This window comes from Bacillus cereus group sp. MG9 (genome assembly GCF_040459995.1).
Classification (GTDB): domain Bacteria; phylum Bacillota; class Bacilli; order Bacillales; family Bacillaceae_G; genus Bacillus_A; species Bacillus_A mycoides.
In genome coordinates, this window is sequence record NZ_JARVHC010000001.1 from 1,598,739 (window position 1) to 1,620,846 (window position 22,108).

The following is a 22,108-nucleotide window of genomic DNA, read 5'->3' on the forward strand; positions in this document are numbered from 1 at the left end:
CTCTTACGAGGTAGTAGCGCTTATTAGTTCAGAGGAGGATAACACTATCTAAAAATCATCAAAATAGGGGTGTATACTATGTTCTACTTAGGTATTGATATTGCCAAACACAAGCACTATGCTTCCATCATTGATTCCACTGGGAAACCTATTACCAAGCCATTTCCTTTCCACAATCATAAAGAAGGTGGACAAGCTTTATTAACTTGGCTTTACCGATACATTAGTTCTCCGACAGAACTGTCAATCGGGATGGAGGCCACTGGTCACTATTGGATAGCTGTCTATTCTTTTCTACTAGATCATGGTTTTTCTGTGATTGTACTGAACCCACTCCAAACCAATGCATGGCGAAAGGGAACAGAAATTAGAAAGAGAAAAACAGATGCCATTGACGCCACTATGATTGCCGATGTCATACGATTTGGCCGCTTCCTTGAAACTCCACTCGTAGACGAGAAAATGTTCGCTTTAAAACAACTAAGCCGGTTTCGTAATTCTCTTGTACGTAATATAAGTGATTTAAAACGCAAGGCGCTTGTCGTGTTAGATCAAACCTTTCCAGAATATCAAAGTATTTTCTCTAATGTCTTTGGCAAGACGTCTTCACAGCTCCTAATTGAATATACATCTCCTAGCGATTATGAAAGACTGTCTATTGATGATTTGACACTAATAATTGAGCAAGCAAGTCGTTGCCGACTTGGAAAAAAAACAGCCAATCAACTGATGGAATTAGCCTCAAACTCATTTGGTGTCACCTTTTGTAAAGATGCTTTCTCATTCCAATTAAAAATGTTGATGGAGCAAATCCGCTTTATTGAAACTCAGTTGAGAGAATGTGAGAATCAAATGTCTCAACTATTAAGTGACTTAGATACACCAATCACTACTATTCCGGGTATTGGTCCTATATTAGGTGCCACCATATTAAGCGAGATTGGGGATATAGGCCGCTTTGACAAGCCTTCTAAACTTGTGGCTTATGCCGGTATTGATGCCACTATTTCTCAATCAGGTCAATACGAATCAACTGGTATGTCTATGTCCAAACGTGGCTCCTCTCATCTACGTAGAGCATTATTTCAAGCGGCTATTACTGCTTATAAACATGACCCTGTATTAAAAGCTTTTTATGAAAAGAAACGAAATCAAGGAAAACACTATTATGTTTGTATAGGAGCTGTAGCTAGGAAGTTGTGTTATATTGTCTATGCCATTCTAAAGAGTAATAAACCCTATAAAATTCCTCCATTCCCATGCCAGAGATAACTTTTTTATTTTTTGAGACTTCTCAAGGTTTATTTAAGTTACCCTTTTTTAGGGTAAACACTCTTCATTTATATTGTATTTCACGCTTGACATTTCATAGTTGGTCTTTCTCAGAGAGTTCATTAAAATTATTGCTTTCCTTGTGATTCAATGTACTTACGGATAGAATCTATAGGTACACCGCCCGTTGTTAAAAGACAATAACTTCGAGACCAAAACATTTCTTTCCATAGATCATGTTTTATCTTAGGAAAATCTCGTTTCAGGAAACGAGAACTAACACTTTTGTAACTGTTAATCGCTTTTGACAAAGCATTATTTGGAACGAAACGGAACAAAATATGAACATGATCTTCATCGTAATTCCTTTTGGCTCAAGTAACCAAATGATTATTATTATCCAATTTCGTTGTCTTACGATATATTCCCTCCTTATCTACGACAGATTATATCGTAAGACAAAAAGAAACAAATATTCGCCCTCAAAAAATTGTTATGAACGAAACAAAAGTGTTTGGTCTACCTTCTGACGGCAATTCATCTCCACCTGAATTGTTGGGTTTCACCCGTAACGCAAATCAGATGGAGTCTGCTTGCCGAAAGGGATAAAATAAAGTGAGGCTTTCATTAGCTGGCTACATATAAGAAGTCTTATAAAAGGGGAATCTAGTATGAAATATAAAATACATTGGTTGTATAAAACGAAGCGTGGTTTACAAACTGAATTAACAACAGATTATATGAACATAGAAGAAGTGCTTCAATTTGCGGAGGATTTTGAGAAAACAGGTAGGGTGAAAGAACTTTTATTTTTCGATGAAATGGACGCGGAATGGTCATTAAAAGAAATGAAAAAACTGAGTAAGCAAGTGGAGGAAGATCCGCAAGAAATTCAAGTTTATTTTGATGGTGGTTATGATGTACAGACGAAAGAAGCTGGGGTTGGTATATGTGTATACTATAAAAAAGGAAATACAAATTATCGAATTCGTCGCAATGCATACATAGAAGGCATATATGATAATAACGAAGCCGAGTATGCAGCATTATTATACGGGATGAATACACTCGGGGAATTAGGAATTAAATATGAAGCAGTTACACTTCGTGGAGATTCTCAAGTTGTACTGCAGCAATTAGCTGGTGAATGGCCTTGCTATGATGAACATTTAAATCATTACTTAGATCAAATTGAACAAAAAGCGAAGCAAATGAAATTAAAGCTTATTTGTGAACCGATATCTAGAAAACAAAATAAAGAGGCACATCAATTAGCAGCGCAAGCATTAGAAGGGACGACAATTGATAGTCATAAAGAAATAACCGAATAGAGAGGTGCACACGTGAAGAAGAAGCAACTCATTACAGAGGTAAATGACTTATTAGAAACGTATTGCGGAGGGTGTTTCCTGCAGGAACATAATCGGAAAAATCATAGTAAATACTATGCCCATTCTTTTTGTATACGGCAATGTACGGTTGGAGAGAAGTTGAAAAAGTATGGGGAGCAATTGTCATAAAAAAACATCCAGAGAATTTTCTCTGGATGTTTTTTAGTGCTTCGCTTCATGTAATTGATGCTCGCATTTACTTAATTTTTTTTCTTCATTCATTAGAAATGGCTCATCTAAATCCGTTGCAACGGATTTCATGATTTCAAGCTGAGAACGAGCCGATTCTACTGCAGTAGTGGCATGCTCTAATGTGTCTGGATCCATTGAAATTGTTGCAGAACCTACCATTTTTTGTGCAGTTTCTACACGGAATTTTACCTCTTCAAAATCATTTACATGTGACCCCATTGTTATTGCCTCCTTTGTATTTTGCGCATTTCATATAGTTTTTGCTCTGGAAAACGGAAATATACAAAGGAATAACAAAGGAGGTTACCAAGTAAGGTAACCTCCTGTCATATGTGGGATTAAAGTTTTGCTACGTTAGCAGCTTGAGGTCCACGGTTTCCTTCAGTAATGTCGAAAGATACTTCTTGACCTTCCTCTAAAGCCTTGTAGCCGTCGCTTTGAATAGCAGAGAAATGTACGAATACATCTTCAGAGCCTTCCATTTCGATAAATCCAAAACCTTTTTCATTGTTAAACCATTTTACTTTTCCTTGCATGTCACAATTCCTCCTAAAAACGATTCCTTTTTTCATTTAGTGAAATTCATTAAAAAATAATAAAAATAAAAAATGCTATATTATCGAATATTCTGCTAAATGATTAATTTAAATATACATGAATTGGTAGAATTTAGTCAAGTAAGCGTTTTTAAAATTTTGTATTTTTAATTAATTTTTCTCGGATTTTTAAAAAGGTATAGGACAAGCCTAGTATGTAATATTCTTAAGTGAATGCTGTACATAATGAGGTGAAAGAATGGATGAGTCTTATTTATTAGATAATGAAGGGATGAAAAATAGAGTCGACATACCGAATTGGGTTGCAAAAGAATTTCATGATTTTTCGAGTGTCGTGTTAGAACCAACCTTCCCGTGTTATTTCGGTTTAACAGCTTTGAAGAAGAATGAACTTCGTTATTCATTTCTCTCTCATAATGATTGGAGTCATTTGCCCAATACAATGTTAACTTTTTTGGAGCTAATGAAAGAGCGGCCGATTGTAAGAAGAGGATTTTTTCTTTTTGTGGAACCGGAATGTGAAGAAAAATCAATCGAATATTATCGAGATTATTTTTGGAAAGTACTACAATATTTGCATGAACAAGATAATCAATTATGGCCAAAGCAAATCCCGAAAAATCCAGACCATCATTTATGGGAATTTTCATTTGGTGGTGAACCAATATTTGCATTTGGGAATGCGCCAGCTTATAAACAGCGAAAGACTAGGCATTTAGGAAATTCTCTCGTTATTGGATTCCAGCCACGAACTATTTTCGATGGATTAGAAGGAGATCGTCCTAAAGGGTCGTATTCAAGACAAATGGTCCGTGAACGAGTTGAAAAGTGGGATCAGTTGCCGAAGCACCCTAACATTAGTCACTACGGCGATCCTAATCATCGTGAATGGAAACAATATTTCATAGGGGATGATATTGAGCCGATTAAAGGTAAATGTCCTTTTCATCATAGAGTAGAGAAATAAGAGCCATCAACTGGATGGCTCTTTTGCATATTTTGGATAAAAAAGGGTATTGTATTAGTGAATAATTTTTATGAAAGCTAGTCTATTTTCTTTATTTGCATCATTACTTAATAGTAAAAGAAGTAGAAAGGATAGAGTGATGTTTGGAGCAATTATACAACAAATAGTATTAGGTATTTCATTAGCTGCACCTGTAGGTCCGATTAATATTGAAATGTTAAAACGAGGAATTGAACGTGGATTTTGGCATGCGTGGATTGTTGGAATCGGAGGAATGACTGCTGATATTTTGTTTATGCTGCTTATTTATTTTGGTTTATCTTCTGTGTTTATGTATACATATGTACAAGCTTTTATGTATTGCGCTGGTTTTTTCTTATTGTTTTATTTAGGGTTTCAAAGTGTAAAACAAGGAATTTCTCACTCTAATATGGAATATAAACAAGAAGAGATAGGTGGACTTAAACAATCTTTTATGGCAGGATTTCTAATTGCGATATCCAATCCATTAAATCTCGTTTTTTGGTTTGGTATATATGGAAGTACACTTAGCTCGTTGCTTACAAAGGTAACGAAACAAGAAGCTTTTTTGTACAGTCTTTGTATTATTGTTGGTATTATTTTGTGGAATTTAAATATTGCTTTTTCTGTACATTTTGGAAGAACTTTATTAAAGAAAAAAGCACTTGGTTATATTACAGCCGGAGCAGGTATTATTTTAGTAGGATATTCTATCCATTTTGCATACAAAGCTTTACAGTTGTTCATATAAGATTGAAGGGGAGATTTTTATGTATCGAACCACTATTGACGGAAAAGAAATTATCATCACTTTAGCACCAAAAATCCGAAAAGAAATTACTGATAGGAATCCACTATATGAAGCGGTATTTAAAAATGCAGCAAGGTTACTGCAAACGAAACAACCAACGTTTGCGGTAAATCATGAAGTATTTGGTCTCATTATTGGAGAAGTACAAAGAGGAGAAGTAACAGTGTTTGCAGTAGAACACATTATCCCAAAGCAAAATATATTTGGTCCGAACACTTTTTTCTCGACAATAGAACAGCAGGCAAATTTGTAAAGTGAATAGAATAAGAATAAAATAGAAAAAAATGGTCGTAACGATATGTTGCGGCTGTTTTTGTGGAAAAGGGGGAAGTAAGATGAAGAGAGTGGTGAAAGAGTTTTTTTTACAACATGATATTGTTATTATGTATAGTGTTCTATTAATTTTTATTATTATTTTAAAAATGCAATTTTTTACATGGATTGGTATGTTAGCGTGTATGTTTGGGATTGTTTTTTATACGTTTAACGAATATATGACACACCGTTTTTTATTCCATTTAAAGCCGCCTAAAAACGCATTTTTATTAAAAATGTTAAGAAGATTACATTATGATCATCACGTATATCCAGATGATTTAAAACTTTTATTTTTGCCTGTATGGTTTAGTATACCTAGCTTTACTATATATTTACTTATAACGTATGGTATTACAAAAAGTGTTACTGTTACACTTTCATTCGGAATCGGAATGATTATCATGCTCCTCGTTTATGAATGGAAACATTATATTGCACATAAACCGATTCGTCCCTTCACTAAGTTTGGAAGATGGCTAAAAAAACAGCACATATTACACCATTATAAAAATGAAAAGTTTTGGTTCGGAGTTTCAAATCCAGTATTCGATTTTATATTTAGAACACTTAAAGATGGAAAAGACGTTGAATTAAGTGAAACAGCTCGTAATTTAGAAAAGGAGACAAAGAAAGAAGTAGTGCGATAAGCACTACTTCTTTCTTCTATTTTAATGGGAATAAAAGTTTAATCGAATCAATCAAATTTTATGTTAAAAAAGTATATTGAAAATTTAGGAGAAAATGACGAAAAATGTCTATCGAAAAATCTTTGCAGGAATGTATAGATTGTCTAAAATGGAAATAAGTTTCTGAATATTTATAAAATTTAGTCTTTAGGTATGCAAGGAGGAATTGTATTTTAAGTTAAGAGAGGGGACCAGAGAATGAAACGAGATGATACGTCAGCACGTAAGTTAAAAAATGAGGTGAATTATACAGAAGTTGTTCAGTCTGAAGAGTTTCAATTGTTATTAGATACGAAAAAGAAGTTTATCATTCCGATGAGTATTTTCTTTTTAAGTTTTTTTATAGCACTACCTATTTTAACATCGTATTCAAAGGTGCTTAATACACCGGCGTTTGGTGATGTGACATGGGCATGGGTATTTGCTTTTGCGCAATTTATTATGACATGGTCATTATGTATGATTTACAGCAAGAAAGCCGAATCCTTTGATGAAATTTCGCAAAAAATTCTGCAAGATATGCAAAAAGGGAGGGGCTGAATTTGAATACTACTGCGTTTGCACTATTTTTAATTATTGTTCTTGGTACGCTCGTCATAACCTATTTTGCATCAAAAAAAACGAAAAATGCGAGTGAATTTTATACGGCTGGAGGGGGATTAACTGGCTGGCAAAATGGTCTGGCTATTGCTGGGGATTACATGTCTGCTGCGTCATTTCTTGGTATAGCCGGAGCGATAGCGTTAACTGGGTTTGATGGGTTCTTTTATAGTATCGGCTTTTTAGTTGCTTATTTAGTTGTTCTATATCTTGTCGCAGAACCGCTTAGAAATTTAGGGAAGTACACGTTAGCAGATATGATTGCGGCACGTTTTGATGCGAAAAAAGTTCGTGGTATAGCAGCGCTTAATACGATGACGATTTCAATTTTTTATATGATTGCACAATTAGTTGGTGCGGGTGCACTTATTAAACTATTATTAGGTATTGAATATACAACATCTGTATTAATCGTAGGTACACTTATGACTGTGTATGTTATTTTTGGAGGAATGACAGCTACGAGCTGGGTTCAAATTGTAAAGGCTGTACTACTTATGGCAGGGACATTTATTATTTCTGTTATCGTTTTCTCCAAATTTAATTTCAGTGTGACTGAAATGTTCGCTCACATGAAAACAGCTACTCCATTAAAAGATTCGTTTTTAAATCCAGGAGTAAAGTATAAGGATGGTCTTGATACACTTTCTTTAAATTTAGGACTAGTCCTTGGTACAGCGGGATTACCACATATTCTTGTCCGCTTTTTTACAGTACGTGATGCAAAAACTGCACGTCAATCTGTTGTATATGCGACGTGGTTAATTGGCGCGTTTTATATTATGACAATTTTCTTAGGGTTTGGAGCAGCAGCGTTTGTAGGAAATGAGGCGATTATTAAAGCAAACCCTGCTGGTAATATGGCAGCACCTTTATTAGCAAAAGCATTAGGCGGAGATTTCTTATTTGCTTTCGTATCAGCAATTGCTTTTGCAACTATTTTAGCTGTAGTAGCAGGACTTGTGTTAACAGCAGCATCAGCATTCGCGCATGATTTTTATAATGAGATTATCCGTAAAGGAAAATCAACGGAAAAAGAGCAAGTGTCAATGGCTCGTTATGCGTCTATTGGAGTAGCGATAGTATCTATTATACTTGCTTTATTTGCTCAAACATTAAACGTAGCATTTTTAGTATCACTAGCATTTGCGGTTGCAGCGAGTGCAAATTTACCGGTTATATTATTTACAATCTATTGGAAGCGTTTTAATACAACAGGAGCAATTTCTGGTATGATTGTTGGTCTTGTATCAGCGATTGTTCTTGTAGCGTTAAGTCCAAATGTTTGGAACCCAGTAGCTGGAAAAGCTATTTTTGTTGGAGAAGCGATATTCCCATATACGACACCTGGAATTATTTCGATCCCGCTCGGGTTTCTTGCAGCATATTTAGGAACTGTTTTCTCTAGTAAGAAAGAAGATGCAGCGAAATTTGATGAAATTCTTGTGAAATCTAATACTGGTCATGGTATTAGTGATGCATCTTCGCATTAAAAAAGAGGAGCTTTTCGAAATATAAGAAAAGCTCCTCTTTCTTTTGACATTTTCTTATAAATATTACTTTAATTTTGGTAGGATTTGTCTTGTGTTTGTGGAATGAAAATAGGCAGGGAGAAATTTAACTCATCATGGCACCAGCGCAGCTTTGTGAAAAATAAGTTGTTATGGAAGGTGGAAGAAATGATGAAGACAAAACAAACCGATGAATTATTAGCAAAAGATGAGCAATATGTGTGGCACGGAATGCGTCCCTTTAGTCCAAGTAGTACAATGGTAGGGGCAAAAGCAGAAGGGTGCTGGGTTGAAGATATACAAGGAAAAAGATACTTAGATGGTATGAGTGGTCTTTGGTGTGTAAATAGCGGATATGGAAGAAAAGAGCTTGCAGAGGCAGCTTATAAGCAATTGCAAACATTATCATATTTTCCGATGTCACAATCACATGAACCAGCAATTAAGCTCGCTGAAAAGTTAAACGAGTGGCTTGGTGGAGAGTATGTTATTTTCTTCTCTAATAGTGGATCAGAAGCGAATGAAACCGCTTTTAAAATAGCAAGACAATATTATGCTCAAAAAGGTGAACCGCATCGTTACAAATTTATGTCACGTTATCGTGGTTATCACGGAAACACAATGGCAACGATGGCGGCAACTGGCCAAGCACAACGTAGATACCAATATGAGCCATTTGCTTCAGGGTTTTTACATGTAACGCCTCCAGATTGTTACCGCATGCCAGAAATGGAATCACAAAATATTTATGATGTAGAATGCGTAAAAGAAGTAGATCGTGTTATGACATGGGAATTAAGTGAAACGATAGCAGCATTTATTATGGAGCCAATTATTACAGGCGGAGGTATTTTAATGCCACCACAAGACTATATGAAAGCAATTCACGAAACATGTCAAAAACACGGAGCACTACTTATAAGTGATGAAGTTATTTGTGGTTTCGGGCGTACAGGAAAAGCATTTGGGTTTATGAACTATGACGTTAAGCCTGATATCGTTACGATGGCAAAAGGTATTACGAGCGCATATTTACCATTATCAGCAACAGCTGTAAAAAAAGAAATTTATAAGGCATTTAAAGGAACAGGAGAATATGAATTCTTCCGCCATATTAATACATTTGGTGGAAATCCAGCGGCTTGTGCATTAGCGCTTAAAAACTTAGAGATTATGGAAAATGAAAATTTAATTGAGCGCTCTGCACAAATGGGTTCGCTTTTATTAAATCAATTAAAAGAAGAAATTGGGGCACATCCGCTTGTTGGAAATATTAGAGGGAAAGGGTTATTAGTTGGAATCGAACTAGTAAATGATAAAGCGACGAAAGAACCAATTGATAATGACAAAATTGCAAGTGTTGTAAATGCTTGTAAAGAAAAAGGGCTCATTATCGGACGCAACGGTATGACAACAGCAGGATATAATAATGTCTTAACATTGGCACCGCCGCTCGTTATATCAAGTGAAGAAATTGCTTTCGTTGTTGGTACGTTGAAGACGGCGATGGAGCGTATTTAATTAATTGAGCGAGCTGTAATATACAGCTCGCTTTTGTTTATTACGTGAAATAGGATAGCTTTTTAAAGGAAGGGATATTAATGGAGAAATATGACCCTAGTAAACATTATCACATCGGATATTATGAAGATGGATATGATTTAGAAGTGACAGCGTATAAAAGAATAAATGAACCAATTTGGGATGCCTATATTCCACACTATGAGGTAGATGATTTTTACAAAAAAGTGGAGGAAATGAAGCTAGGTGAATATATAGATGATTATGGCATTAAGGTGTATTCATTTAGTAATGATATCGATGATGAAGAAGCGCGAACTATGTTTGAAAACTGGTTAAAAATGAATGGAATTGTTTAAAGATAAAATGAAAAAGGAGATTGCTATCTTATAAGAGAGCAATCTCCTTTTATTATATGAAACTTATTTACTTGCTTTTATTGCTTTATCTTTTGCACCAAAAGTGTATTTTAACATTGGTGGTGTAATCATCGTTGTTAAAATAACTACGATAACGATTGCTGTAAAGTAATCTTGTGCTAATAGGCCAGAAGAAAGTCCTGTTCCTGCGATGATAAGTGCAACTTCACCACGAGAAACCATACCAGCACCGATAATTGCAGAAGACTTTGCATCAAATCCAGTCATTCGTGCACCGAATCCACAACCAATTAGTTTTGTGAATACAGCGATAACTGTTAATGCTAAGATGAACCAAATTTGATCGCCAATACCGTCAAATGTAATATTCATACCGATACTAACAAAGAATACTGGAACGAACATAGCGTAAGCAATTGGTTCTACTTTCTTTTCTACTTCATGTTTGTAGTTCGTTTGAGAAATAGCGATACCAGCTGCGAAAGCACCGATAATACCAGCAATTCCTAATAGTTCGCCGAAGTATGCGAATGAGAAACAGATGATAAGCGCAGCACTAACGATAGACTCAGATACGCGAAGCGGTGATAACCAACGCATGATTGCTGGAACACCTTTCCAACCAATTAAAATGATAGAAGCAAAGAATACTACTTTCTTCAAGATAATCATTGTTAAGTTAACGTCATCTGTGCCTAAGAAGCTCATTGCAAATGCTAATAAAATAACAACAAGAATGTCATCAAATACAGCGGCTCCAAGCATCGTCGTACTTTCACGTGTTTTCATTTTACCTAAATCACGAAGTGTTTGAACGGAAATACTAACACTTGTTGCACATAGAAGTAATCCTAAAAAGACAGCATTCCCTTGTTCCATACCGACAACAAGACCGGCAACGTAACCACCTACGAATGGAAGAACGATACCTCCAAGTGCAACAGCTAAAGAAGAATTACGATTTGCGTTTAATTCTTCTAAGTCTGTTTCAAGTCCTGCCATAAACATTAAAAGAATAACTCCGACATTACTTAATTGTGTTAGAAGCTCTGAATTTTCAATCCATCCGAATATAGCTGGACCGATAACGATACCAACAATTAATTTACCGAGTACAGAAGGTTGACCTAATCTAACACTAAGGTCACCAGCGAGCTTTGTACTTAATAAAATAAGTGCAATCTGAAAGAAAAATTCGAATTCCATTTGATCCTCTCCTCATCATTTTTTATTTTTATCATACGATTTCTCGGAATTTGCCTAATGATAATATGTAAAGATCCATTAAACAAAGGGTCTGATTACGAGTTCTTTTGAACTTGTAATTTGAACCTGTAATTAATATATAATAAAATTTATTAAAAATCAATGAAAAAATAGCAGATTTTCATGAGAGGATTCGTTTTAGAAACGGGGGATATAGATATATAATAGGAAGTAATAAAGTTTACATATAATGAATGGAGAAAGAAAAATGTTATTAAATCAACGTTTTACAATTGGGGAAATGGCGAAAATGCATAATATAGCGGAATCTACATTACGTTATTATGATGAAAAAGGGATTTTTCATCCGTCAATTGTTGACCCTCAAACCAATTATCGTTATTACACAATTGATCAGTTTTCACTATTAGATACGATTAAATTTTTACGCCAATTGAACATCCCGTTAAAGGAAATAAAGAAATATATTGATGAACGAAATCCATCTTATGCACTGAATTTACTTGAAAAACAACAAGAAATGATGCTGAAAAAACAAAGAGAAATCGAGTATGCTTTGGCAAAAATGGAACATAAAATCCATTTAATGAAGAAAGCGACGAAATCTGAAGCAAATCAAATTATTTATAAAAAGATACCGAAGCGAAAAATTACAGCAATTGCAGTTGCACCAAATACAACGGATGATATGTTTGAATATTATATCCATTCGTTGCAAAAAAATATGAAGCAAATTGATAATAGTTTATTTTCAGGTGATATCGGTGTAACAGTTTCAAAAAAAGCATTAATGCAAAATGAGTTTCAAGCATATAACAGTGTGTTTATTTTATTGGATTACATGCCTTTTGAAGCGCATACTTCAGATGAAATAAAAGAAGGGATATTTGCCTGTTCTTATCACCATGGACCATATGAAGAAACAGACGCAACGTATACGGAATTATTAAAGCACATTGATAACGAAGGATATGAAGTGTGCGGAGATGCACTGGAACTTGCATTAATTGATTGGTCCGTAACAGAAAATCCGAAGGAGCAAGTAACGGAAATTCAAATACCTGTTGTTAAAAAATAGGCTTATATATTTTTCGATTCTCTATTGACCTTCAAGTAACTTGAAGGTTTAAACTGTGAACAGAGCATTGAAAAAGGAGCATTTATATGATGGAAACAACAGAAAAATTAAGAGAAAAACCAATTAAAAGTTTATTTATTACGTATTTAATACCAGCTGTTCTTGGGATGGTATTAATGTCGGTTAATATTGTGATTGATGCAGTCATGATTAGTAGAGGAGTTGGAGCGAACGGTTTAGCCGGAGTAAACGTAGCTATTCCAGCATTTTCAATTTTCTTCTCTATTTCATTATGGATTGGAATGGGCGGAGCAACGCTATATTCCATTGCACTAGGTGAAAATAAACTGGAAAGAGCAAGGTCTATCTTTACTCAATCTATGACAGTAGCAGTTGTTATCGTTGGCGTTTTAGCGGCTATTTGCTTATGGAGAATAGAAGATTTAGCATATTTATTTGGTGCGAATGAAGTGATTTTACCATACGCATTAGACTATTTACAGGTGTTATTAACATTTGGAATGATATACGTTTTAGAAAATATTTTAAGTACATTTATACGAAATGACGGAAATCCTAATTTAGCAATGGCAGGTCTTGTTGTAACGGCTGTATTAAATATAGTGTTCGACTATATTTTTATTTTCATCTTTGGATGGGGTGTAACTGGTGCTGCTTCAGCGACTATTCTTTCGGCAGCAATTGGTTTCCTTGTATTATTAACTCACTTCTTTAGAAAAAGTAGTATTTTAAAATGGACGAAATTCCACTTTGAATGGGATACGGTTAAACAAATTATGGTGATCGGTTTCCCAAGTTTTACAGCAGAAAGTACAGTGGCAATCGTAACGATTGGTTTTAACATCGCATTCGTTCAATATGCAGGAGAAATAGGAGTCGCTTCCTATGCGATGGTGAATAGTATTCATGCAATGACATTACTATTATTCTTCGGTGTTGGTGCAGCGTTACAACCAATCGCTAGTTTCCATTACGGTGCAAACTTATCAGAAAGATTGCGTGAAGGATTGCAGTTTGCTGTAAAAATTGCGCTTGTACTCGGAGGCATTGCGATTGTTGTCGGTTTATTCTTCGGGAAATATATTATAGGTTTATTTAATGTTCAATCGCCAGAACTATTGGAGTTAACGTTAACAGGTATTAGTTTATTCTTTATTCAATATGTATTTTTAGGATATAACATTGTGTATGGAGAGTATTTCCAATCAGTGCGACAAACGAAAAAATCAGTACTTATAATAATGAGCCGAGGTTTACTATTTGTTATCCCATTGTTATGGATTATGCCAAAAGTATTTGGTATAAACGGAATTTGGCTCGTGATGCCAGTAGCGGAAGTATTGACAGCAATTATCGTATTTACGATGAATCGTATGAAACATCCTGTTCCGTTAAACATGGCGAGAGAGAAAAAAGCAATATAGTGAAGAAAATCCCCTTGAACAAGTAATGGGATTTTTTTTCATTCTTTTAAACTAATCGCAAAAGATCCATCTGTCTCCTGCACAGAAGCGAAAGCCACATTTTTAATATTTGTAACGCCTTTCTCCATTAACTCTGCATGTAACCACTTTTCATTTTTATGGATTAATTTTAAGTTATCGTATTGAATTTGTGAATCAACGATAAGAGCAATTGGTAAGCCTGCATACTTAACATTTATATTCATATCTTTTGGAGTCAGAGGCACAAGTTCTCTTTTTGGTAAAATACTAATAGCTCCATTCGCTTCTAATATCGCATACTCAATTTCATGAACACTTGGATATCCTGCGACGCGAAGGTTAGAAAGCAATTCAGGGATCGGATATCTACTTTTTTGTAAGTTCTCAAAAATAATATCACCATGTTTAATTAAAATAATGGGGTGTCCGAGAATAAAACGATTTAGTTTGTTGAGTAGGCTTAATTTTGTAAGAAGCAAATGCAAACATGTAATAACGACCATACCGAGAAATGCTTGTAAAGCACCAGCGACTGGTATGGCTTGAAAAGCTAAATAAGATAAAAAGATAATAGCCCCAAAATCATGAGGAGTTAGTTGTGCTAATGCAGATTTACCAAGTAGCTTAAGTGATAGTAAAAATAAGATGAAAAAGAATGATACGTTACATAAAAAGAGAAGCAATAGGGACACTCCTTCGTGCGAAGTTGTACTTACTATTCCCAAAATTAATAGAAATATTACCTTTTGGAGGATAAATTAGGCTTAATTGGAATTCGTCTGTATACAAACGAATAAATGGATATTATGATAAAGGAAGTAAAGGGAATAGGGGTATATGGATATGAGAAAGAAGAAAATAATCAAGTATATTTTAGTTGTTATAATGATTTGCGCCGTATATGCGGGGTTTTTACAATATAACATTTATAAGCATGGGCATATGAATGCAATTGATGATGCGGATTATATAATTGTACTAGGATCGAAAGTAAATGGAACAAAACCTTCTTATTCATTGCAATATCGTATTGATAAAGCAGCTGAGTATTTAAAATTACATGATAAAACAATTGCTATTGTATCTGGAGGCCAAGGAAAAGGTGAAGATATTACAGAAGCATTAGCGATGAAACAAGGATTAATGAAACAAAATATTGCAGAAGACCGCATTATAATGGAAGATAAGTCGACGAGCACAGATGAAAATATTAAATTCTCAAAACCGTTAATTCCAGCCAATATGAAAAAAGGTATGATCGTAACAAACGATTTCCATATGTTTAGAGCGAAAAAAATAGCTACAAAACAAGGTTTGCAATTAGAAGGGCTTCCGGCCAAAACACCGAAGCCAATTATCATTCCATCGAATGTACGAGAATATTTAGCGATTACGCAATATTGGTTTATGAATCGAATATAGTTAAAGTAATCCCGCCCAAAATTTGAGGCGGGATTTATTTCGAGGAAAATCTTACAAAAATGTCATGTTCATGAAAGGTAAAGCGATAGTTTCTGGAAAGGTTTCCTGACATAATGAAGGTAACAAAAAACTTTAGAGGTGAATCGTATGAAAGGAAATAATATTTTATCCTCGCTATGTTATTTTAGTATCTTTTTTGCACCATTTTTACTACCAATTATCGTTTACTTCGTTGCGGAAGATGAAGTGAAATATCATGCGAAAAAAGCATTTTGGTCACATGTTTTCCCATATGCAATTTTATTTGGAGGGTTAGCTTTATCAGGAGTATACGGTTTAAGTTTCAATCAGTCTGAGAGCGTTGGAATTGGGATGGTTATAACGTATGCAGTGTTTATTCTTGTAGGGATTTACTACTTCATTTGGAATATGGTTAAAGGTATTAAAGTATTGAAAGCAGCTTAACGTTGTCGTTATGTGTGTAAAGTCGATATAATTTCATTTACCATATTAATATGTATTTAAAAAAGAGCAACTCACAAAGGAGTGCTCTTTTTTTGCTTATAAGTTGTGAATAATGAAAAAGATATGTTAATTTTTTATTATGAAGAGAAAAAAGGAGTGGTTTTTATGAATGAGATGATACATAAAATGGAGCAACACGTTTCAGTTCGTAAATATAAAGAAGAACCAATTTCAAAAGAGATAGTAGAAAGAATGGTGCAAGCTGCGCAGCATGCAGCTTCCTCACATTTTGTACAGGCGTATTCTCTTATATATGTAACAGATGAGGAACTAAAGGCTAAACTAGCTGAATTATCAGGGAATCGTCATGTGAAAGACTGCGCAGCATTCTTTGTATGCTGTGCGGATTTAAAACGTCTAGAAACTGCATGTGAGAAACATGGAACAGAAATTAAACATGAGGGAGTAGAGGACTTTATTGTAGCAACAGTAGATGCCTCATTATTTGCACAAAACTTAGCACTTGCAGCTGAATCATTAGGATACGGCATTTGTTATATTGGCGGAATTCGTAATAACCCGAAAGAAGTGAGTGAATTGCTTCATTTACCGGATAAAGTATATCCGGTATTCGGAATGACAGTGGGCGTACCAAATGAAGATCATGGAGTTAAGCCACGTTTACCGGTAGCGGCCATTCTTCATGAAAATGGATACGATGAAAAGAAATATGATGAATTATTAAACGAATATGATGAAACGATGAGTGCGTATTACAAAGAAAGATCGTCAAATCAAAAAAACGTAACATGGACGGAATCAATGAGCTCATTTATGTCCAAAGAGAAAAGAATGCATATGAAAGAGTTTTTAAATGAAAAAGGATTAAATAAGAAATAAGTAAAAAGGCAAACCTGGAATGCGGGTTTGTCTTTTTTGGAGGAGAAATGTATTTTTTTTGCTATCATATATATAGAAATAAAAATTAATAAATTTTTACAAAAGTAATAGAAAATGAGAATGAAATGCCAATAGTAAGTAAAAGCAGCTGCTAAAGGGGAACTGAGGAAGGATGATGTTTATGATTTTCGATTCTGAAGAGGATTTAATTATAGCTATGAAAAAACGTGATCAAGATGCTTTGAAAGAAGTCATTGATCAATATGGAAAATTAGTTTTATACATTATTCATAAATCATTAAGTACCCCTATTGAGAAACAATATGTAGATGATTGTTATAACGATGTATTTACTGTCATTTGGTTTAATATCGACCAATTTGATATAGAAAAGGGAAACTTAAAATCTTGGATGATAGGTATTACTAAATTAAAGGTATTGGAATATAAAAAGAAAGTATATAGAGAGAACAAAATGGATAAAGACGTAGAAATAGATAAAGGTATCCATGATAGTTATGAAATAGAACAAGAAGAAGAGATTATGGAAATAGTGCAAGATTTAAATAAAAAGGGTTTTTCTTATTTTTTAATATATTCGTGATAGTAAGTGCAGGTCTTTGCTTTATAAAATATTTAATGTAAAAAGCGGCATAATAGCCGCTTTTTATCGTTTTATTTAGTATTCGATTTAAAATATTTGTCTTATGAAAGAACGATTATTGCTAATTGTAAACTGCCAATAAAGTTATTTGAGTTTTGATATAGAATGCCCCATCGCACTTGAAAATGCAGCAATAATTTCGTTTGAACCTATCTATTATTGTGCACTATCTAAAGCACCCTCTATAACAAGTTCAAACTTTCAATAAGAAGATATCCCCCCGTACAACTTAAAAGGATATACGTAAATATTTTGAAAATCCGTTGATTAAGCCATTTGAAAATAATTTGACCTATATACAAACCTAGAAATACGATTGGAATAGCATAAAAACTTGATTCCCAAATTGTTTTGTTTGTGCCAGTAAAGAGTATTTGAGTTAGTAGACTAATGAAATATATAAATAGATAAAAAGCTAAAGTAGTTGCTCTTAACTTCTCTTTTTTCGTATCAGTTCCTGTAAAGTAAAGTAACAGGGGTGGTCCTGGCATACCGATACTGGTCGTTAAAAGCCCTGATAATCCACCAACTATAAAATCTCTAAATGGTGTTGGTTTAACCTTAAAGTTGCATATTAGCATCAATGTTAATAGTAAGAGCAGGATGCTAATTGCTAATTTAAAAGCGTTTATATTAATGGAAATGAAGAGTAAAATACCAAAAGGTACACCAACTATACTTCCAATAGTTAACCTTTTCAGTAGAATAAAGTCAATGTCCATTCTTATTTTCCAAATGAGTGATATTGAAATAACTAATGATAAAATAATATTAATTTGTATAGCTTCTTGTGGTAAGAATAACATTAGTAAAAAAGGTGTTGCCATTATGGAAAAGCCAAAACCTGTACTTGTTTGCAAAACAGAAGCCACCAATATAATACATATGAAACTTAATGTAATCTCCAAAATAGCCCTCCTATTTAATCAAATACAATAAATATTTTAATACCATGAAAATCGAATTTAGCTATTTTGAGCCTATAGCATAAGTGCAATGTTTCACAATCTTATTTTTATTTTAACATAAAAACTTAGTTTCTTCTCAAATAGCATTCACGTATAGGGCCCATTAACGAATATGGTTGACATTTTCAAATAATTGTATTGTTACGCAGCGCTAATAAATGAGATCAAATAAAATTTGGTGAAGAATCTATTGATTATCAATAGATTCTTCACCAAGCTCACCGCGATAAAACAAGAAAAGCCATATAAAACTAACAAAAATACAGCATATAGCTAACAAGCTACCAATCACTTGAGGAGAAAGGATTTCTAAAAACCATCCTGTAATAAACATAGATAACTGAATAAGCGATCCGTAGATGGAATAATGAAATGAAAAAACTTTACCAATCATGTTTTCTTGCGTATAGGTTTGTAGTAATGTCGTATCAAGTGGAACGATGATTCCTCCTGCTATACGCATACAGAGTAATGTAATGATACCGATAATAAATTGATCGGATAGAATGAATCCGAGAAAGAAAATTCCTTGTAGTAAATAGGCCCAACCAAATGCTCTTTTCATTTTGTCTTCATTTTTAGACATATAAAGATTAATGAAGAGACTGCCAATCATAAGTCCAGCCCCTTGAACCGCATATAAAATACCAATGTTAGTGTGGAAGATTCTTTCGGCATAGATTGTTAGAAGTAACTGATAGGCACCTCCAATAATGCCCCATGAAATGCCGACAAGAATTAATGTTAAAATAATTTTGCTTTGTAATATGTATGTATAACCATCTTTTATATCAGTGAAAAACGCTTTTTTCTTGCTAAAAGTGTCACGAGAAGGGATCTTTATTTTATAAATAATATAGGCTGAAATAAAGTATGATAGGCTATTAATAAAAAAGGCAATCTCGATACTTAAAGATTGTGCAATGAGCCCACCTAAAGAGGCTCCCATAATAGACATAAAACCATTGATTGTACTAGAAAGAGAGTTAGCGGTTACTAAATGCTTTTGATGTACGATATTTTTTAGGGTTGATTGCTTAGCAGGCTCGAATAAGCAAGAGAGTACCGCTAAACATATATTAGAAACGAAAATAATTTCAATCTTGTAGACTGCTAATAAATAAGTGAGGACGATAATTCCTCGTAAAATATCGGTAAAAATCATAATTTTCTTTTTTGAAAAACGGTCTACAATTCCGCCTATGAATGGGCTCAGAAGAAGTTGAGGTAACCCTTTGCTCATAAAGGTGAGTGCTAACATAAATGAAGATTCTGTTATGCTATAGACGAGTGTTAATAAAGCGACAGTATGAAACCAATCCCCAAGTACACTTAATGTTTGACCATAAAATAGTTTTTTAAAGTTTTTATTTGTTCTAAGAAGTGTGGAATAAGAAACTGATTGCACTGACATAAAAATTAATCCCTATCTATTGGCGATGTTTGTACATGCTTTTTCCATTCATTTAAATACATTTTCTCTGCTTTAGGTAGTCCAACAGGTAATTGTGCAATGAATTCTAAACTATTTCCATCAGGATCGTTAAAATATACGGAGGCGTGTGCTAATTCTGGAAAAACGATTGGCTCAATTGGCTCCATTCCAAAGTCTTTTCGCGCGCTGGAATTCCTTTCTGTTTGAGCCAGTGTATTGCGTTTTCTAAATCGTGTAAGCTTACTTGGAAGGCGATATGTCGTAAGGATGGATGATAATTGACTTTGTATTCTTTTCCTTCCCAAAGGCCAATCCAACTTTCATTTTCTACAATCCAAAAGAAGGCGCTATCGTTGTCTCTTTTATATAATTTTAATCCCAGTGATTCATAAAAAGGTATCGAAATTTCTAAATTACAGACAGGTAAATGTGCTTCATAAAGACCCTTAATCATTATAATCCTCCTTAGTAAAAATGTTTCTTATTCCATAGTAAACGATTTCTTGTTAGTTGAAATCACAAAAAAGATGGACATAAATTCATACGAAAGTATGAAAAAACAGCTCAAATATGAGCTGTTTTCGTATAGTTTTTAGTTAACATATTTCATTCATTTAGAGTTTAGCGAAAAGGATACGTATTATATTTAAAACCCTCCGCCGCCACCCCAACAGCTACATCCGATAATGATTAGAAGGATGAATAGCACGATGAGTAAAGCAAATCCACCGCCGAAACCAGCGCAACTACCACCAAAGCTCATGTTTTTTCCTCCTTTTTAGGAAATTAATCTATATAACTAATGGATTACTTTATAAGATATGTTTTTATTTAGAAAAGGAGCAAGTCTTACTTCTAATTAGACAAGAGCCTGTGATCGGATTTAAATGTGATATTTACTTTGTTTAATAGCGCTTTTTTTAAAATGGTAAAACAATATGGAAGTGTATACTAGGTGAATGTATTGCAAATGAAAGGGGTATGTAACTTACAATTACATTAAAATTTCTTTTCATAAATATAAAATTTGTAAAAAAAGCCATTTTTTTATTTTTTTATGAGTGGAAATGTACTATAATTTTACAAGTAATATTATGGGAAAAGGGAGTTTTAGTATAGAGATGGAGATGGGACAATTACACAATAAAATAGAGCACAAAAAGAAAGAGTTAATTCAACTTGTTGCTAGGCATGGATTAGATCATGATAAAGTTTTGTTATTTAGTCGAGATTTAGATATACTAATTAATAAGTTTATGAATATAAAAGGCAAAGTATGTAAGTGATTAATCTTTAATTTTTTATATTAGGATTATTTACTGATAAAGGAGAGAACAGTTATTGGAACATTTACAAGAAGAGTTGTATAAACAAATAAAAGAAGAAAAAGGTGCAGTTACTATATTTTTAAAGAGCGGAGTAAGAATAGTAGGGGAAGTAGTTGGAGTAGATAGATTTACAGTATTAATATTAGTAGATGGAAAACAACAACTTATTTATAAGCAGGCAATATCAACAATTATGAAATAAGACACTCATTTTGAGTGTCTTATTTCATAATTAAATGGTTATTGTTTACATGCTTCAACGTCAATGCCAGCAGCTAGTAATTTTTTTTCTCCGTCTTGTTCAATGATTTTTTGTAATCTAGATAAGAAAGAGTCAAAATCTGTATGTTTACCAACTTGGAAAGTCATTTTATGCTCAATTGGTAGCCAAGTATCAATATCAGCTTCGTTATGCTGAATTTTTACTTCAAGTTTATCAAGTGCGTTAGCAACTTTTGCTTCATACGTTTCTTTCGCTTCGAACTCCATCCATAAATCGTATAATTCCACACCGAGGGAACCTTCTAGTGTACGTTTAATATTTAAAATGGCCTTTTGCTCATTTTTTTGTTTTTGTAATTGTAATTCACGGCTATTCATCGTATCAAAGGCAGGAATATCACCAGCTTCTGCTTCGACAAGGTCATGAATAATAACCATTTTAAGTAATTTTTCTATATTTACTTTTTGATCCAAATAAGGCTCAACTAAGATAGCCATTAGGGACATACGCCACGTATGTTCAGCAACACTTTCTTGACGTCCGTTAGAAAGCCAACTATGTCGCATTTCATATTTTAGTTTTTCTGCTAATGCAATGACTTGTAAAATGTTATGTTCCATCGTGATCCTCCTCATATTTCCATACTATAATTCTAATATAGAAATGAAATGTGTCAATTTAATGAGTATATTGCGATAAATAGAT

26 protein-coding genes and 3 pseudogenes are annotated in these 22,108 nt (G+C 33.9%); 19 read left to right on the forward strand and 10 right to left on the reverse strand.

What is annotated here, in order from left to right:
* The first annotated feature begins 78 nt into the window (after positions 1-78).
* Positions 79-1,272: an IS110 family RNA-guided transposase gene (locus QCI77_RS08200; RefSeq protein ID WP_016079095.1), complete on the forward strand. Its 1,194-nt coding sequence runs from the start codon at positions 79-81 to the stop codon at positions 1,270-1,272.
* Positions 1,273-1,400: 128 nt separating this feature from the next.
* Here the strand turns inward: QCI77_RS08200 and tnpA are convergent.
* Positions 1,401-1,637, reverse strand: a pseudogene (gene tnpA, locus QCI77_RS08205) (IS200/IS605 family transposase); the annotation flags it as partial.
* A gap of 306 nt (positions 1,638-1,943) precedes the next feature.
* Between tnpA and QCI77_RS08210 the strand changes: the two are divergent.
* Both QCI77_RS08210 and QCI77_RS08215 read left to right on the forward strand, forming a co-directional pair.
* Positions 1,944-2,603 (forward strand): ribonuclease H family protein, encoded by a 660-nt coding sequence (locus QCI77_RS08210; RefSeq protein ID WP_012260647.1) that lies wholly within the window; start codon positions 1,944-1,946, stop codon positions 2,601-2,603.
* 12 nt (positions 2,604-2,615) lie between these two features.
* Positions 2,616-2,792: a zinc-finger domain-containing protein gene (locus QCI77_RS08215; protein WP_002011906.1), complete on the forward strand. Its 177-nt coding sequence runs from the start codon at positions 2,616-2,618 to the stop codon at positions 2,790-2,792.
* Between the two features lie 33 nt (positions 2,793-2,825).
* Here the strand turns inward: QCI77_RS08215 and QCI77_RS08220 are convergent, their stop codons facing one another.
* Positions 2,826-3,074, reverse strand: a complete 249-nt coding sequence (locus QCI77_RS08220; RefSeq protein ID WP_002011905.1) for a DUF2564 family protein — start codon at positions 3,072-3,074, stop codon at positions 2,826-2,828.
* 119 nt (positions 3,075-3,193) lie between these two features.
* The gene (gene cspB / locus QCI77_RS08225) at positions 3,194-3,391 is read right to left on the reverse strand and encodes a cold shock-like protein CspB (protein ID WP_002011904.1); all 198 of its coding nucleotides are present in this window, start codon (positions 3,389-3,391) and stop codon (positions 3,194-3,196) included.
* A 259-nt stretch (positions 3,392-3,650) separates the two neighbouring features.
* Here cspB and QCI77_RS08230 point away from each other — a divergent pair, with 259 nt between their 5' ends.
* The 8 genes from QCI77_RS08230 (at position 3,651) to QCI77_RS08265 (ending at position 10,206) form a co-directional block, all read left to right on the forward strand.
* Positions 3,651-4,379 (forward strand): YqcI/YcgG family protein, encoded by a 729-nt coding sequence (locus QCI77_RS08230; protein WP_002030884.1) that lies wholly within the window; start codon positions 3,651-3,653, stop codon positions 4,377-4,379.
* A 139-nt stretch (positions 4,380-4,518) separates the two neighbouring features.
* Positions 4,519-5,151: a LysE family transporter gene (locus QCI77_RS08235; RefSeq protein WP_002030886.1), complete on the forward strand. Its 633-nt coding sequence runs from the start codon at positions 4,519-4,521 to the stop codon at positions 5,149-5,151.
* 19 nt (positions 5,152-5,170) lie between these two features.
* Positions 5,171-5,464, forward strand: coding sequence for a hypothetical protein (locus tag QCI77_RS08240; RefSeq protein WP_002011898.1), 294 nt, complete (start codon positions 5,171-5,173; stop codon positions 5,462-5,464).
* A gap of 82 nt (positions 5,465-5,546) precedes the next feature.
* Complete coding sequence (locus QCI77_RS08245) at positions 5,547-6,176, forward strand: sterol desaturase family protein (RefSeq protein ID WP_002126527.1); 630 nt, start codon at positions 5,547-5,549, stop codon at positions 6,174-6,176.
* Between the two features lie 237 nt (positions 6,177-6,413).
* On the forward strand, positions 6,414-6,755 hold the full coding sequence (locus QCI77_RS08250) for a DUF485 domain-containing protein (protein WP_060751451.1): 342 nt from the start codon (positions 6,414-6,416) through the stop codon (positions 6,753-6,755).
* Between the two features lie 2 nt (positions 6,756-6,757).
* Positions 6,758-8,308, forward strand: a complete 1,551-nt coding sequence (locus tag QCI77_RS08255) for a solute symporter family protein (RefSeq protein WP_002011892.1) — start codon at positions 6,758-6,760, stop codon at positions 8,306-8,308.
* Between the two features lie 189 nt (positions 8,309-8,497).
* A complete protein-coding gene (locus QCI77_RS08260; protein WP_353824737.1) occupies positions 8,498-9,847 on the forward strand; it encodes an aspartate aminotransferase family protein in 1,350 nt (449 codons plus the stop codon).
* 80 nt (positions 9,848-9,927) lie between these two features.
* Positions 9,928-10,206, forward strand: a complete 279-nt coding sequence (locus QCI77_RS08265) for a DUF3986 family protein (RefSeq protein ID WP_002030895.1) — start codon at positions 9,928-9,930, stop codon at positions 10,204-10,206.
* 63 nt (positions 10,207-10,269) lie between these two features.
* On the opposite strand, the gene QCI77_RS08270 is transcribed toward QCI77_RS08265, so the two are convergent.
* Positions 10,270-11,433, reverse strand: coding sequence for a cation:proton antiporter (locus tag QCI77_RS08270; RefSeq protein ID WP_353824738.1), 1,164 nt, complete (start codon positions 11,431-11,433; stop codon positions 10,270-10,272).
* A gap of 268 nt (positions 11,434-11,701) precedes the next feature.
* Here QCI77_RS08270 and QCI77_RS08275 point away from each other — a divergent pair, with 268 nt between their 5' ends.
* Both QCI77_RS08275 and QCI77_RS08280 read left to right on the forward strand, forming a co-directional pair.
* Entirely contained in the window at positions 11,702-12,532 is an 831-nt protein-coding gene (locus QCI77_RS08275) for a MerR family transcriptional regulator (protein ID WP_002086530.1), read from the forward strand.
* Between the two features lie 89 nt (positions 12,533-12,621).
* Positions 12,622-13,977 carry an MATE family efflux transporter gene (locus tag QCI77_RS08280; RefSeq protein ID WP_003188403.1) on the forward strand — a complete coding sequence of 452 codons (1,356 nt, stop codon included), beginning with the start codon at positions 12,622-12,624 and terminating at the stop codon, positions 13,975-13,977.
* Positions 13,978-14,015: 38 nt separating this feature from the next.
* Here the strand turns inward: QCI77_RS08280 and QCI77_RS08285 are convergent, their stop codons facing one another.
* A complete protein-coding gene (locus tag QCI77_RS08285; protein WP_002011883.1) occupies positions 14,016-14,681 on the reverse strand; it encodes a DUF421 domain-containing protein in 666 nt (221 codons plus the stop codon).
* A 202-nt stretch (positions 14,682-14,883) separates the two neighbouring features.
* Between QCI77_RS08285 and QCI77_RS08290 the strand changes: the two genes are divergently transcribed.
* The 4 genes and pseudogenes from QCI77_RS08290 to QCI77_RS08305 form a co-directional block, all read left to right on the forward strand.
* Complete coding sequence (locus QCI77_RS08290) at positions 14,884-15,420, forward strand: YdcF family protein (RefSeq protein ID WP_353824739.1); 537 nt, start codon at positions 14,884-14,886, stop codon at positions 15,418-15,420.
* A 147-nt stretch (positions 15,421-15,567) separates the two neighbouring features.
* A complete protein-coding gene (locus QCI77_RS08295) occupies positions 15,568-15,885 on the forward strand; it encodes a magnetosome magnetite crystal formation protein family (RefSeq protein WP_353824740.1) in 318 nt (105 codons plus the stop codon).
* A 165-nt stretch (positions 15,886-16,050) separates the two neighbouring features.
* Positions 16,051-16,785, forward strand: a complete 735-nt coding sequence (gene nfsA / locus QCI77_RS08300) for an oxygen-insensitive NADPH nitroreductase (protein ID WP_353824741.1) — start codon at positions 16,051-16,053, stop codon at positions 16,783-16,785.
* A 175-nt stretch (positions 16,786-16,960) separates the two neighbouring features.
* Positions 16,961-17,377: pseudogene (locus QCI77_RS08305) on the forward strand (sigma factor); the annotation flags it as partial.
* Positions 17,378-17,631: 254 nt separating this feature from the next.
* Here QCI77_RS08305 and QCI77_RS08310 read toward each other — a convergent pair.
* From QCI77_RS08310 to QCI77_RS08325, 4 genes and pseudogenes are all read right to left on the reverse strand, one after another.
* A complete protein-coding gene (locus QCI77_RS08310) occupies positions 17,632-18,357 on the reverse strand; it encodes a sulfite exporter TauE/SafE family protein (RefSeq protein ID WP_113770058.1) in 726 nt (241 codons plus the stop codon).
* Between the two features lie 247 nt (positions 18,358-18,604).
* Entirely contained in the window at positions 18,605-19,831 is a 1,227-nt protein-coding gene (locus tag QCI77_RS08315) for an MFS transporter (RefSeq protein ID WP_353824742.1), read from the reverse strand.
* Between the two features lie 5 nt (positions 19,832-19,836).
* A pseudogene (locus tag QCI77_RS08320) lies at positions 19,837-20,306 on the reverse strand (VOC family protein).
* 192 nt (positions 20,307-20,498) lie between these two features.
* Positions 20,499-20,615, reverse strand: a complete 117-nt coding sequence (locus tag QCI77_RS08325) for a YjcZ family sporulation protein (protein WP_000007805.1) — start codon at positions 20,613-20,615, stop codon at positions 20,499-20,501.
* Between the two features lie 304 nt (positions 20,616-20,919).
* Between QCI77_RS08325 and QCI77_RS08330 the strand changes: the two genes are divergently transcribed.
* Positions 20,920-21,138, forward strand: a complete 219-nt coding sequence (locus tag QCI77_RS08330; RefSeq protein WP_002141097.1) for an aspartyl-phosphate phosphatase Spo0E family protein — start codon at positions 20,920-20,922, stop codon at positions 21,136-21,138.
* Between the two features lie 55 nt (positions 21,139-21,193).
* Entirely contained in the window at positions 21,194-21,382 is a 189-nt protein-coding gene (gene hfq, locus QCI77_RS08335; RefSeq protein WP_002012071.1) for an RNA chaperone Hfq, read from the forward strand.
* A gap of 38 nt (positions 21,383-21,420) precedes the next feature.
* On the opposite strand, the gene QCI77_RS08340 is transcribed toward hfq, so the two are convergent.
* The gene (locus QCI77_RS08340; protein WP_002086514.1) at positions 21,421-22,023 is read right to left on the reverse strand and encodes an HD domain-containing protein; all 603 of its coding nucleotides are present in this window, start codon (positions 22,021-22,023) and stop codon (positions 21,421-21,423) included.
* Positions 22,024-22,108: the final 85 nt, after the last annotated feature.